This window comes from Spirosoma radiotolerans (assembly GCF_000974425.1).
In the GTDB taxonomy this organism is placed as follows: domain Bacteria; phylum Bacteroidota; class Bacteroidia; order Cytophagales; family Spirosomataceae; genus Spirosoma; species Spirosoma radiotolerans.
In genome coordinates, this window is the sequence record NZ_CP010429.1 from 4,458,687 (window position 1) to 4,472,103 (window position 13,417).

General features: G+C 50.6%; 11 protein-coding genes. 5 read left to right on the plus strand and 6 right to left on the minus strand.

The genetic code is table 11. The annotated features are described in order from the left end of the window. Positions 1-38 precede the first annotated feature (38 nt). Entirely contained in the window at positions 39-3,149 is a 3,111-nt protein-coding gene (locus SD10_RS18150; RefSeq protein WP_046575677.1) for an efflux RND transporter permease subunit, read from the plus strand. Positions 3,150-3,304: 155 nt separating this feature from the next. Here SD10_RS18150 and SD10_RS18155 read toward each other — a convergent pair whose 3' ends face one another. Continuing rightward, complete coding sequence (locus tag SD10_RS18155) at positions 3,305-4,009, minus strand: hypothetical protein (protein WP_046579747.1); 705 nt, start codon at positions 4,007-4,009, stop codon at positions 3,305-3,307. Between the two features lie 180 nt (positions 4,010-4,189). Here SD10_RS18155 and SD10_RS18160 point away from each other — a divergent pair, with 180 nt between their 5' ends. Next, a complete protein-coding gene (locus SD10_RS18160; RefSeq protein WP_046575679.1) occupies positions 4,190-4,783 on the plus strand; it encodes an RNA polymerase sigma factor in 594 nt (197 codons plus the stop codon). After that, positions 4,773-6,431, plus strand: coding sequence for a hypothetical protein (locus SD10_RS18165; protein WP_046575680.1), 1,659 nt, complete (start codon positions 4,773-4,775; stop codon positions 6,429-6,431). The genes SD10_RS18160 and SD10_RS18165 overlap by 11 nt, the downstream gene beginning before the upstream one ends. Positions 6,432-6,527: 96 nt before the next feature. On the opposite strand, the gene SD10_RS18170 is transcribed toward SD10_RS18165, so the two are convergent. Genes SD10_RS18170 through SD10_RS18185 form a run of 4 tightly spaced genes read right to left on the minus strand, consistent with a single transcriptional unit; the run spans position 6,528 to position 9,647 of the window. Further along, positions 6,528-7,847, minus strand: a complete 1,320-nt coding sequence (locus SD10_RS18170) for a PQQ-dependent sugar dehydrogenase (protein ID WP_046575681.1) — start codon at positions 7,845-7,847, stop codon at positions 6,528-6,530. Between the two features lie 47 nt (positions 7,848-7,894). Then, positions 7,895-8,251, minus strand: coding sequence for a hypothetical protein (locus SD10_RS18175; RefSeq protein WP_046575682.1), 357 nt, complete (start codon positions 8,249-8,251; stop codon positions 7,895-7,897). A gap of 39 nt (positions 8,252-8,290) precedes the next feature. Next, positions 8,291-8,698 (minus strand): GNAT family N-acetyltransferase, encoded by a 408-nt coding sequence (locus tag SD10_RS18180; protein ID WP_046575683.1) that lies wholly within the window; start codon positions 8,696-8,698, stop codon positions 8,291-8,293. Position 8,699: 1 nt separating this feature from the next. After that, positions 8,700-9,647 carry a threonine ammonia-lyase gene (locus tag SD10_RS18185; RefSeq protein WP_046575684.1) on the minus strand — a complete coding sequence of 316 codons (948 nt, stop codon included), beginning with the start codon at positions 9,645-9,647 and terminating at the stop codon, positions 8,700-8,702. 170 nt (positions 9,648-9,817) lie between these two features. Between SD10_RS18185 and SD10_RS18190 the strand changes: the two genes are divergently transcribed. Together SD10_RS18190 and SD10_RS18195 are read left to right on the plus strand one after the other, a co-directional pair. Further along, positions 9,818-10,744 carry a sugar phosphate isomerase/epimerase family protein gene (locus SD10_RS18190; RefSeq protein ID WP_046575687.1) on the plus strand — a complete coding sequence of 309 codons (927 nt, stop codon included), beginning with the start codon at positions 9,818-9,820 and terminating at the stop codon, positions 10,742-10,744. A gap of 165 nt (positions 10,745-10,909) precedes the next feature. Further along, positions 10,910-12,520 carry an aldehyde dehydrogenase (NADP(+)) gene (locus tag SD10_RS18195; RefSeq protein ID WP_046575689.1) on the plus strand — a complete coding sequence of 537 codons (1,611 nt, stop codon included), beginning with the start codon at positions 10,910-10,912 and terminating at the stop codon, positions 12,518-12,520. A gap of 105 nt (positions 12,521-12,625) precedes the next feature. Here SD10_RS18195 and SD10_RS18200 read toward each other — a convergent pair whose 3' ends face one another. Continuing rightward, positions 12,626-13,327, minus strand: coding sequence for an SDR family NAD(P)-dependent oxidoreductase (locus tag SD10_RS18200; protein WP_046575691.1), 702 nt, complete (start codon positions 13,325-13,327; stop codon positions 12,626-12,628). Positions 13,328-13,417 lie beyond the last annotated feature (90 nt).

Genomic DNA, 13,417 nt, shown 5'->3' on the forward strand with positions numbered 1-13,417 from the left:
CGTATACCCTAAACTGAAAACCTCAAACTCAACAAAAGATGAGTCTACCCGAGCTTAGTTTAAACCGACCCGTATTCGCCATGGTGATGTCTATCATCATTGTGCTTTTCGGTGTCATTGGTTTTACCTTTCTGGGCGTTCGCGAATACCCAGCTATTGACCCGCCGGTAATTTCGGTGCGGACTAACTATACGGGTGCCAACCCTGATATCATTGAATCGCAGATCACCGAGCCTATCGAGAAGTCGCTGAATAGCATCGAAGGCATTCGGACGATCTCTTCAAATAGCGCCCTTGGTGCCAGCACCATCACGATTGAGTTTAACCTGGATGCCAACCTGGAACAGGCGGCCAACGATGTGCGGGACAAAGTGGCGCAGGCCCAACGCCAACTTCCGCAGGATATCGATGCGCCACCGGTGGTAACAAAGGCCGATGCGAACTCGGAACCGATCATTTTCATGACCGTTCAGAGTACTACGCGCAACCCGACACAGTTGTCCGACTATGCCGAAAACGTGCTTCAGGAGCGGGTACAAACCATTCCCGGTGTCAGTCAGGCAAACATCTATGGGCTGAAACGGCAGGCGATGCGGATGTGGATCGACCCCATCAAATTGTCAGCGTATCGGCTCACATCGCAGGATATCCAGGCGGCTCTAAATGCGCAAAACGTTGAGTTACCAAGTGGTAAAGTGTATGGTAACAACACGGAACTGACTGTTAAAGCGGTTGGCCGACTGACGACGGAGGACGACTTCAATAACCTGATTCTACGTCAGACGAGCAATCAGATTGTGCGGTTTAAAGACGTGGGCTACGCCACGCTGGGTGCTGAGAACGAAGAAACCATCTCGAAGCAAAACGGCGCCGTGGGTGTTATTCTGGTGTTGATTCCGCAACCCGGTGCCAACTATGTCAGTATCGCCGATGAGTTTTATAAACGCTTCGATCAGCTCAAAAAAGACCTGCCCGACGACATTATCGTTAGCATCGGTATCGACCGCAGTATCTTCATCCGGCGGGCTATCGAAGAGGTGGGCGAAACCCTGCTGATCTCGTTCGTGCTGGTCGTACTGGTCATCTATTTCTTCTTCCGCGACTGGCTCATTGCGTTCCGGCCATTGATTGATATTCCGGTATCGCTCATCGGTGCGTTTTTCATCATGTATGTAGCCGACTTCAGTATCAACGTCTTAACGTTGCTGGGAATCGTTTTGGCGACCGGCCTTGTTGTGGATGATGGTATTGTTGTTACGGAGAATATCTTCAAGAAGATTGAGCAGGGAATGGATACCAAGGAGGCCGCCCGGGAAGGTTCCAATGAGATCTTCTTTGCCGTACTGGCTACCTCCATCACACTGGCCATTGTGTTCCTGCCGATTATTTTCCTGGAAGGTTTCGTAGGGCGGTTGTTCCGCGAATTTGGTATTGTGGTGGCCGGAGCCGTTTTGATCTCAGCCTTTGTATCGCTTACCCTAACGCCTGTATTGAGCGTTAAACTGACCAGCAAAAATCACGGCCGTTCCTGGTTTTACCGAAAAACCGAACCCTTCTTCGAGTGGTTGGATGATTCTTACCGTTCCTCGCTCGATACCTTTATGCGGAAGCGGGGCTGGGCATTTGTCATGATTGGTGCTTGTTTGCTGTTGATTTTCGGACTGGGGGCCTTACTCAAATCCGAATTGGCTCCCCTCGAAGACCGTAGCCGTACCCGCGTTGCGATTACATCGCCGGAAGGGACCAGCTATGAAGCACAGGCCGCCACCACCGACCGAGTTATGCAGTTGGTAATGGATTCCATTCCTGAAACAAAACTAGCTTTTAGTGTCGTAGCGCCTGGTTTTTCGGGAGCGGGGGCTGTTAACTCGTCATTCGTGATGATTAACATGACCGATCCCGGCGACCGAAAACGATCACAGCAGGATATTGTGGACTACCTCAACAAAAACCTGAAGAAATTTAGTGAAGCGCGGATGTTTGCCACCCAGGATCAAACGATTCAGGTTGGCCGGGGCGGAGGCTTGCCGGTTCAGTTCGTGATCCAGAACCTTAATTTTGAAAAGTTACGCGAAAAGCTGCCAACGTTCCTCGACGAAGTACAGAAAGATCCGACGTTCCAGAACTCCGACGTTGATTTAAAATTCAACAAGCCTGAACTAAACATCAGCATTGACCGCGAAAAAGCGACGAATCTGGGAATTTCGGTACAGGATGTGGCTCAAACGTTGCAATTAGCCCTCAGTAACCGGCGATTAGCTTACTTCCTGATGAACGGTAAACAATACCAGGTTATTGGGCAAGTGGACCGGGCTGACCGGGATGCGCCTGTTGACCTGGCCTCGTTCTACGTCCGCTCCAGCCAGGGACAGCTGATTCAGTTGGATAACCTGGTAAAATTCCAGGAAGTCAGTAGCCCTCCCCAGGTGTACCATTACAACCGCTTTAAATCGGCTACCGTATCGGCCGGTCTGGCACCTGGCAAAACCGTTGGCGATGGCGTAGAAGCCATGCGGGCCATTGCCGCCCGAACGCTCGACGAGAGTTTTCAAACCGCCCTGTCCGGCCCTTCTCGCGACTACGCCGAAAGTTCATCCAACACGCTGTTTGCGTTTGGTCTGGCGCTGATTCTGGTTTATCTCGTGTTGGCAGCGCAGTTCGATTCGTTTATTGATCCGCTCATCATCATGATCACTGTACCGCTGGCTTTGGCTGGTGCGGTATTCTCGCTCTGGATGTTCAACCAGACGCTGAATATTTTTAGTCAGATCGGTATCATCATGCTGGTTGGTCTGGTCACGAAAAATGGAATCCTGATCGTGGAGTTCGCTAACGAACAACGCCTGACCGGCAAAAACAAGTTTGAAGCCGCAGCCGAATCGGCGGCCCTTCGCCTGCGCCCGATTCTGATGACAACGCTTGTAGCCGCCTTTGGTGCGTTGCCGCTGGCTCTTGCCTTAGGATCGGCTTCTAAAAGCCGTATTCCACTCGGTATTGTTATCGTGGGTGGCTTAATGTTCTCACTCGTGCTTACCCTCTACGTGGTTCCAGTGATTTATACGTACATGACACGCCGGAAAGACGTTCAGCCAGAGACAATTAAAACGGATGACAAAGCAAAACCAGAGGAACTGGAATTGCACGCTTAACGAGTATACTTGCATGACGTAAAAAGGGTGATTTGTTTAGGCAAATCACCCTTTTTTGGGCTGGAGCTCTGCGCCTATGATGGGCCATCAACCAAAACGTATTATCAATCGACTGTAAAAATGCTGGAGACTTTGTCCAACCCAGCTACTTGTTTTTATTCCCTGCGGAAAGCCTGAATTGTAACGATGGTTGGCGCTGACTGGTAAAAGTCAAACAGGGACCGCCCCAGAAGCTCATGGCTCACTGCATTCAAGTGTTCCTGATCGTTTGGCAGGAAGTATTCCTCGCTCGGCCGAATGACTGAATCCGTATCGAAAACACTGACCAGTCGTTTATCGGCTTCCTGAATCAGCACCGCCCGACTTCGCTTACGCAGCCAGTTTTTGATCGGCTCCAGGTGCGAAAAAGGGGTTAATAACAACACATTATGGCGGTAAGGTCTTAACTGATTAAGTAATACGGAAATTGACGAAGTAGTGCGACTAGGCAGGACGAGCGAAAGCAAAGAATTCCCCAACGTTTTCAACTGATCGCTGATTTTTCGGGCGGCTAGTTTCCGGGAAAAGGTAGCTGAAGCCGGAAGAACGGGCATAGGAAGGCCCGACGAATGAGCAACTTGAGCTGTAGCCGTCTGAATGAGTGTATGGTCTAGTTGAAGGATAATCAGATCATACCGATTCAGCGGCAATTGAGCCAGTGTAGCGATCGTTTGTGCCATTGTCAGATGCGCGTAGGCTTCAACAGACACCGCCTGCCCGGCTCGGCTGATGTTCCGGATAAAATGACCGATATAACTAAGATTTCCTTCCGACAGCCCATAGCCGTAGGTATGTTCGTCGCCAATCACTAAAACGTTCATTAGCCAAGCAAAAAATGGGATGAGTAAACCCATTTAACACCTGTACGTACTATTTAATACAAGTGTTGCTCTCCGCTAAAAAAAATAGTTAATAACTTGACTATTAGGTGCAACATTACATCATAGAAATGCGTACTACAACTATAATCAGGAATGTGTACGTAAAAATCCGACCGAACTTTGTTTTTTCGAAAATCATCTCCGTTCGCCGAAAATGACCTGGTTAGCGTCATTAGGGCCTGCCGTGCCAGCGACCCGCGTGCACAGCGAACGCTCTTCAAGCAATTTTTTGGATATGCCAAGAGTATCTGTCTGCGCTACACATCGAGCGTTGAAGAAGCAGAAGATGTATTGAACGAAGGATTCCTGAAAGCATTTCAACACTTGGACAGTTATGACGAGACGTTACCTTTTAAAGCTTGGTTACGAACAATTTTAGTCAACACCGCCATCAGTCACTACCGCAAGAACCATCGTTTTGAACAACATGCTTCGCTGGAATCAGGTGAGCAGGTTGCTTTCGATGATGACGTAGTGGATCAGATTGCGGCCGAGGAAATACTCGCCCTGGTCCAGCAATTGACGCCAACCTACCGTACTGTGTTTATGATGCACGTTGTCGACGGATACAGTCTCCACGAGATTGCGGGTATCCTGAGCCATAACGAAGCAACTGTTCGTTCTAACTTTGCCCGTGCCCGGCAAAAATTACAAGTGCTCATCAAACAAGCTCATTACAGTAAAACACCCTCTATTCCGTATCATGAAAACTGACCGATTTTCCGATATTATCCGGCGAAAACTGGAAAGTATTCGGCCGGAATTTTCCGAAAAAGACTGGGCCCGCATGCAGTCATCGCTGCAAACCGGAATCCCACAACCGGGCACGCCCCCGTCTGGCAACCCCTTTAGCGGTGGTTTATGGACAGCCAAGCCTTGGCTGATGGCTGCGGCTACCGTAAGCGCGGTTGTGCTGGTGGGGTACGGTTTCTGGCAGCACAACGAAATCAATCGCCTGCGCCAGACAATCGGCCAGTTGAGCAAGCGGCCAACGCAACAAATGGCCACCAAACAACCGACGCTCTCAGCTCCTGATACCGCTCCAATGGCGTCGATCCCATCAACGGAGAAGCAGACTCAGGGAGGCAAAGAAGAGTTGCTTACATCGACCGATACCAAACCAGTTCATCAACATGAGCGGGACACAGTTTATATCACCCGCTATGTTTCTGTGCCGTCGCGTTCGCACGTGGTTCCTCCAGAAGACGAGCGCTCAACTGACCGTTCAGAAAAACCAACGGATCAGCGATACGCAACAACGGAACACACATCAGGCTCAACGGCTCAACCTAATCAATCGGATAATTTAATCAATAACCCGAAAACAGACGCGTATGGTAAACCCTCTACTTCTTCTTTAACGAGTAAAAACCCCGGCATTTCATCAGAAACAGTAACCAAAGCAGAGGTTAAGCGCCAGAAAGAGCGTCGCCTGTCGGACCAGTATGGTACGAATCAGCAGACGAACGAGAGGGGCGTATATACTGACCAGCGTGTGTCTCAGAAAAATCCGGCTACCCAGGCAGAAAATAATCAGGACAACGCTATCGCCAGGACAAGCCTTGCACCAACTGAGGCATTTGTATCGGCTAATTATGAGCTAATCGACATGCCGTCTGTGTCAACGCCGACGATCAACTGGGCGAGTCAACTTGCCCAACGGGCAAAACGAATACGGCCCGCACGTACTACCGTGGTCTCAGGTGCAGTAGAGCAGGCCCCGGAAAGCCAACCAATTAAACACCTGGCTGGCCGTTTTCGGGCTGGGGTGGGTGGCGAGATTGCCTCTAAAGTACTCGGTGCCGGCGTTTTTACAGAGGTTTTGGTAGGTCCAAAAAGGAACTGGTCAGTAGGCATCGGTCTTAGCCAGGCTACCTACAACGGTAGATTCATCGACGATGTTGATTTCGATTCGCGGATGAAACGGGATTTCCGAAAAGAATTTGCCCATAATATTGATCCTCGTCGCGGCATTATCAACATTGATACACGCACAACTCGTATACAGATCCCGATCAATCTTGGCTATCGAATTCCGCTTAACCAAAGCCTGACATTTTCACCATCCGTTGGCACATTGCTTAATTTAACAAGTACTGAGAATGCGACCTTTTACTGCTCATTATTGATTCCCCAGCGGAGCTACGACGAGTTTAGTTTCAGTAACTCCAGATCAATTGACCTGCTTACGAATGTTGCGTTCGGTGCTAGTTTGGAATGGCAAAATCGGCATTGGGTTTTGCAAGGCAGCCCCGTCTTAACGCTGCCTCTTCAAACAGAGCAGCTGCCCATGAAACCTGACCCCAACTGGCAGACAAAGACAACACTTGGGCTACGGGCTCGGGTTTATTATCAATTTTAGAAACTGCATAGATTATAATGTCAAAAGTGGTAAAGGGCTGACGCAAATAGTACGTTAGCCCCTTACCACTTGTAAGGTATTATTTTCTTCTTTTTCTTATGACTTACTAGCCGTTATCCTCCATATTCGGCCACCCGCGTCATCAGCAACAAGCATTGATCCATCAGGAAGGACAGCGATCCCTACTGGCCGACCATAAGCATCTTTATCCTTCCCGGTGAGAAAACCCGTCAGAAAATCTTCGGGCTTGCCAGGCTTTCCGCCCTGAAAAGGAACGAAAACGACTTTATAGCCCGAAAATTGTGATCGATTCCAGGAACCATGCTGCCCTACAAAGGCGCCGTTGCGATACTTTTCAGGGAAGGCCGTTTTATCATAAAAGGCTAATCCCAACGACGCTGTATGCGCTCCAAGAGGAACATCCGGTACAACTGCTTTCTTCACCAGATCAGGCCGTTCACCTTTCCGGCGCGGATCTTCGTTCTGGCCGTAGTATGAGTAGGGCCATCCGTAAAAAGCACCTTCTTTCACACTGGTGAGGTAGTCGGGCACCAGGTCATCGCCAAGTTCGTCGCGCTCGTTCACAGCCGCATAAAGCGTCTTGGTCGTTGGCTCCCAACCCATCCCAACTGGATTTCGTAAGCCGCTGGCGTAGATACGCTCGCCGGTTCCGTCGGGGTTGATTTCCAGAATATTGGCCCGGCGGATTTCATTTTCAGGGCCGTGTTCGCCCACGTTACTACCTGATCCAACAGAAACGAATATTTTCTTACCATCGGGTCCGGCCAATAAATTTCGTGTCCAGTGATTGTTATAGCCGCCAGCCGGTAAGCTCAGAATCTTTTTTCCAGCCGTACCGATCTTCGTCTGACCGGGTTTATAGTCATACTGCATCAATCCGTCGGTATTGGCTGCATAGAATTTATTACCCAGCACCAGCATACCAAAAGGCTGATTCAAACCTGTTAGGAATGATTCCCGAAGGTCAGGCTTTCCGTCCTTATTAGTGTCACGCAAAAGCGTAATACGGTTGGCGCTGGCTTCCGTACGTTCTGATTTGCTTTTCCCCGTAACCGCGTTGACAACGGCGTTTTTGATACCTTTTCGTTCGGTATTGGCTTCGGCAACGAAAATATCGCCGTCGGGAGCAACGTATATCCAGCGTGGGCTTTGCAGATCGCGGGCGTATTCAGTCACCGTAAACCCTGCTGGTGCCTGAGGTGTTTTGCCGGCAGGCCATTCAATAATGTTACTAAATTTCTGGCTTGATTTTGTGGCGTATGGCGCAGGCAGGCTGATTATGGTATCAACCGTAGCAACTGTCTCGCCTGTTTGATCCGTGTTCTTTTTCTGACTGCACGACCAGGCGCTGACTAACAGTGTGGTGGCCGTAACGAAAAGTGTTGATGTTTTCATGGTTGAGTTGATTGTATCCGTAGTCAACTCACTGTGCAATCGTTTGGTTATGGATTGTCTTTCTTTGCGGTTAATTCAGTTCCCTGAATAGCCATAGTCAGACTTGTAACCGCTTTTGTAGCCGCATCCCGAACAAATGTGATGATCGACCCGTATGAACTGGTAGACTGATACGTATCCGCTTTTGCCTGCTTAACCAGCTTATTTTTGCCATAGCTATCGGCTTCGCCAAACAGATCGCCTTTCTCGGTCGTAATCACATATTTTTGAATCGGACTGCCACTCGCAAAGGTGTACGAACCGGTGTAGGCCTTCACAGAGTCAGCCGAAGCCGTTTGGGCTTTTGCCCCGGTTGCCATCATGAACAGGCTACCGGCCAGTAGAAGAGTAAGAAGTGATTTCATTCGTTTATAGCGGTTTAGGATATGCCTTGCACAAGGCGCTCACAAGGTAAGCGAAAATTTTGCATATGGAATCGGGCCTTTATAAAATACCTCGCTAACGGCATTCATCCCGAACCGCCGGTAAAAATCGGCCGCATCCAGACGCGCATCGCACCAGAGCAGAGTGGCACCCAAACGTCGGGCTTCGGCAATCACATGGTTCAGCAATAACGTGCCAACACCTTTCCGCTGGAAATCAGGATGGGTCGCAAACTTCCGAAAGCGACTTTCCTGTCCATTAACAAATAGGGAAATCACCGCAATTAACTCCTCATGCTGAAACGCACCAAAATGATAGCCGGCCGCATCATCGTCGACTTTTACATACTCGAGCGGTTTGTCAGGCCAAAGCACCGAATGACGCAGCGGGTACGTCTGTTCGGCTGTAATGGATTGAATAGTAAGCATGTTAAAACGGCAGCTTTCCTAAATCAACGTTTCCACCGGTGAGTATGATGCCGATTTTCTGCCTGGCAAATTGCTCTTTGCGCTTAAGTACAGCCGCCAGCGGCACCGCGCAGGATGGCTCAATGATGATTTTCATCCGCTCCCAGATCAACCGCATGGCTGCAATAATTTCTGGATCAGAGACGGTCAGAATATCACTGACGTGCGTACGAATAATGGCTAACGTCCGTTCGCTGAGGCTTGTCATTAATCCATCAGCAATGGTGTTGATGTAAGGCGCTTTCTCCACGCGCCCCGTCTGAAACGACAGAATAGCATCGGCAGCGCCTTCAGGCTCTCCGGCAACAACGCGGGTTGTTGGTGATAAGTAATGTGTCGATAGAGCGGTACCACTCAGGAGCCCTCCCCCACCAACCGGTGCCAGAATAACATCAAACGGACGATCTTGTGCAGCATCTTCAATTAATTCTTTCGCGGCTGTGGCCTGACCAGCGATCACCCGGTCATCATCAAATGGATGAACCAACACGGCACCTGTACGGGCCATCACTTCGCGGACACCAGCCTCGCGAGCGTCGAGCGTGGGCTCGCACTCGATGACCTCGGCACCGTACCCCCGAACAGCGTCTTTTTTCACCTGCGGAGCCGTGCGGGGCATCACAATGTAAGCAGGCATACCCACCTGCCGGGCCGCAAAAGCCACCGCCTGAGCGTGGTTGCCGGATGAGTGGGTTGTAATAGCTGAACCTTCGTTGTTCTGGGCAACCTGCAACACAGCGTTCAGTCCCCCTCGTGCCTTAAAAGCCCCAATCTTTTGAAAGTTTTCGCATTTAAAAAACAACTCGGCGCCTGCCCGGTCGTTGATTGTTTGATTTGTCAGCACGGCTGTACGATGAATATAGGGTCTGATCCGATCGTGGGCGCCTTGTATGGTATCGAACGTAATCATTTAGTCGAGTGATAGAGATGTGGGCAAATTACGGAAGAAAACAATTCGCTTTCCGCTAAACCATTCGTCTGTCCGTAAATCGAATGAGTAATTTATCTTTGGTTTGTTTCTTTGTCAGGTAAGCAGTCGTTTGCTTCCCCAAAACTCATGTTCTGTAAACCCGTTCCGTTATGACCACCGATCGTCGTTCGTTTTTGAAACAAGCTGCTGGCTCTCTGGCTGGCATGGCTCTCATGCCGACTGTTTTTGCCGAAGCGCCCATGAAAAAGATGTTCTTCGATATTTCGCTGGCTGAGTGGTCGCTGCACAAAGCCCTGTTTAGCAAGAAAATCACAAATTTAGATTTCCCCGGCATTGCCCGTAAAGAGTTCGATATCAGCATTGTTGAGTACGTAAATCAATTCTTTAAAGACAAAGCGCAGGATAAAACCTACCTCAACGACCTGCTGGCCCGCTGTAAAGATAATGGCATTACGAACAACCTCATCATGATAGATGGGGAAGGAAACCTGGGGGCAACGGATGCCGCCGAACGGGCAAAAGCCGTTGAAAATCACCACAAATGGGTCGAATGCGCGAAGTACCTCGGTTGTAAAACCATTCGGGTCAATGCCGCTGGACAAGGTACGGCCGAAGAGGTGGCTAAATCGGCCGTTGATGGCTTGAGCAAACTTGGCGAGTTTGCCAAGACGATGAACATCAACGTCATCGTTGAAAACCACGGTAGTTACTCCTCCAATGGGCAATGGCTTTCGGGCGTGATGAAGCAGGTGGGCATGAAGAACGTGGGTACGCTCCCCGACTTTGGAAACTTCTGTATCAAACGTGGTGATAACCACACCTGCGCCGAAGAGTATGACCGCTACAAGGGAACCGCTGAACTGATGCCTTTTGCGAAAGGAGCATCGGCTAAATTCTACGACTTCGACGCGAATGGTAACTGTGTTGAAACCGACTACAACCGCACTATGAAAATTGTGAAGGATAGCGGGTTCAAAGGCATTATTGGTATCGAATACGAAGGTAACCAGCTCGAAGAGTACGACGGTATCCGTAAATCCAAAGCGCTACTGGAGCGGGTCGGCCCAACCGTTTAAAATTTAATATGACGCGGCCGAGTGGCCGCTGCCACGGTTCGCCGTTGCCCTGGAAACCTACATAGCTGTATCCTGTGTTGTCAACAAACAACAGGCGGCCACTTAGATTTTCACCGCAATGGTGAACTGTCCGCGCTGTTTCCTTTAATTCATTGTTGAAACCTTATGCCAACCACGCAACAATCCATCAACGTCAGTTTTATTGGCCATGAACCGATTTCGGGCGACGGGAACCTATTCCGCGCGTTTGCCCCTGCCCGCCACGAGAACCTTACGGATGAATTCGCCAATGTTTCTGCGGAACAGGCTAATCAGGCCGTCGAGAAAGCGGCTGACGCTTTCCCGGTTTATGCAAAACTAACGTCTACCCAGCGCGCTGAATTTTTAGATACAATTGCCAGCGAACTGGAAGCCCTCGGTGACGAACTCGTTGAACGGGCCGTTCTCGAAAGCGGTCTGCCAACGGGCCGGATTTCGGGGGAGCGGGGCCGGACAACGGGGCAATTACGCATGTTTGCTAACCTCCTGCGTGAAGGTTCGTGGGTGGATGCCCGCATCAATCCGGCTCTGCCTGATCGCCAGCCCCTGCCGCGTACGGATCTACGCCGGATGCTGGTGCCACTTGGCCCAGTTGTGGTTTTTGGTGCCAGTAACTTTCCGCTGGCCTTCTCGGTGGCGGGTGGCGATACAGCTTCGGCTCTGGCAGCTGGCTGTCCGGTAGTCGTTAAGGCGCACCCGTCTCATCCGGGCACCTCATCGCTGGTTGGACAGGCTATTGTGGCAGCGGCTGAAAAAACGGGGATGCCGGACGGCGTTTTTTCGCTCCTCCACGCCGACAATGAAGTAGCCCAGCAACTCGTCGCTCATCCAGCCATAAAAGCCGTCGGTTTTACAGGCTCTCGGGCGGGTGGGCTGGCCTTGTTGCGCGTAGCCCAGGGGCGGCCGGAACCGATTCCGGTCTATGCTGAAATGAGCGCCGTCAATCCAGTTGTTGTACTTCCGGGCGCCATTAGCCAGCCCGATGGACCCAATTCGGCGACTGCTGTAGCCGCTGGTTTAGCCGCTTCGGTGACGCTTGGCGTGGGACAGTTCTGCACCAATCCGGGGTTGACTTTCCTGCTGGATTCCCCGAATACAGCCACTTTTCTGGAAACAGTTGCCGAAAAAATCCGGGCATCGGCTCCAGCAACCATGCTGAACGCGGGTATCTGTCAGGCCTATCAAAAAGGCGTGCAACAGAATAGAGTCGTCCCGGGTGTGCATGTACTGGCCGAAGCTGACACGGATGCCGATAGCAACCAAACGCAGGGAAGGCCCACGGTACTCAGTACAACGGCACCTATTTTTCTAAGCAGTGAATTTCTGAGTGAAGAAGTCTTCGGGCCATCGTCGCTGATTGTGGTGTGCGAAACAGAAACCGAACTGGCCGACTGCCTGACCATGCTGGAAGGGCAACTTACCGCGACAATTTACGCCACGGCTGAGGAGTTAAAAGCTTCTTCTGTTGACTGGGTTGCTCTCTTGCAGGCGAAAGCCGGACGCGTGTTATTCGGTGGTTTCCCCACCGGCGTTGAGGTTAGTGAAGCCATGACGCACGGAGGCCCCTTCCCGGCCACTTCCGACAGCCGCTCGACATCCGTGGGCACAGGCGCTATTCTGCGCTTTGTCAGGCCTGTAACGTATCAAAGCTTTCCTGATGAGCTATTACCGCCTGCCTTGCAGAACGCGAATCCACTTGGTATCTGGAGGAATGTTGATGGAGTGATGAAAAAGTAAAGGTAATTCCTATGAAAAGTTAGGGGCAAGAAGATAGTACTATCTTCTTGCCCCTAACTTTTCATAGGAATTACAAAAATAGAATCTGAGTAACCTGGCTCCTTTCTACTTCAAGCTCCCCATGCCGCCATCGATGCCAATAATCTGGCCAGTGATCCAACTGGCCTGATCTGTGAGTAGATAGGCCGCCATGCTGGCGATGTCCTGAGGGGAACCATACCGGTTTAGGGGGTGACGTTTGTTGGCCGCTTCCCGTTTTGTGTCGTCTCCAAGCAGGAAGCCCGCCATGGGTGTGTCTGTCAACGAGGGCGCAATGGCATTTACCCGAACATTGAAGGGTGCCAGTTCAGCCGCCAGCGATTTAGCCAGTCCTTCAACCGCCGACTTCGCTACCGACACAGATGAGTGCATTCCCATTCCCAATTTGGCGGCTACCGTACTGAATAGGACAACACTTGCCGATTTAGACTTCTTGATGGCGGCATAACTGGCATGAATAGCACTTACGGCCCCTAACACATTAATCTCAAAATCACGTCGGTAATCATCCAGGGCGAGCCGTTGGAAAGGCTTGAGGTTAATACTGCCGGGGCAATAAACCAGACCGTGCAGGGTATCGGGTAGTTGGTTCAGCGCATCTACGGCGGGCGTTTGCGTAACGTCCCAGGTCATGTGAGTAGACTGGATACCTTCAGGTTCTGTACGACCAGCGGTAAATAGTATGGCGCCCTGAGCCTGAAGTTGTTGAGCCAGCGCGTGACCAATCCCTGAACTAGCCCCAATGATAAGAATCTGTTTACCCTGCATAAACGAGTTTGTGGTTTGTCGTTCGTAGTTGGCTAGTATAAAAGTGGTTATCCATCAGCCAACTACGAACGACAAACCACAAACGTATAG

Coding starts and splice junctions, on each gene's coding strand:
- SD10_RS18190 (WP_046575687.1), top strand. CDS start 9,818: ATGACCACCGATCGTCGTTCGTTTTTGAAACAAGCTGCTGGCTCTCTG.
- SD10_RS18150 (WP_046575677.1), top strand. CDS start 39: ATGAGTCTACCCGAGCTTAGTTTAAACCGACCCGTATTCGCCATGGTG.
- SD10_RS18165 (WP_046575680.1), top strand. CDS start 4,773: ATGAAAACTGACCGATTTTCCGATATTATCCGGCGAAAACTGGAAAGT.
- SD10_RS18200 (WP_046575691.1), bottom strand. CDS start 13,327: ATGCAGGGTAAACAGATTCTTATCATTGGGGCTAGTTCAGGGATTGGT.
- SD10_RS18175 (WP_046575682.1), bottom strand. CDS start 8,251: ATGAAATCACTTCTTACTCTTCTACTGGCCGGTAGCCTGTTCATGATG.
- SD10_RS18195 (WP_046575689.1), top strand. CDS start 10,910: ATGCCAACCACGCAACAATCCATCAACGTCAGTTTTATTGGCCATGAA.
- SD10_RS18170 (WP_046575681.1), bottom strand. CDS start 7,847: ATGAAAACATCAACACTTTTCGTTACGGCCACCACACTGTTAGTCAGC.
- SD10_RS18185 (WP_046575684.1), bottom strand. CDS start 9,647: ATGATTACGTTCGATACCATACAAGGCGCCCACGATCGGATCAGACCC.
- SD10_RS18155 (WP_046579747.1), bottom strand. CDS start 4,009: ATGAACGTTTTAGTGATTGGCGACGAACATACCTACGGCTATGGGCTG.
- SD10_RS18180 (WP_046575683.1), bottom strand. CDS start 8,698: ATGCTTACTATTCAATCCATTACAGCCGAACAGACGTACCCGCTGCGT.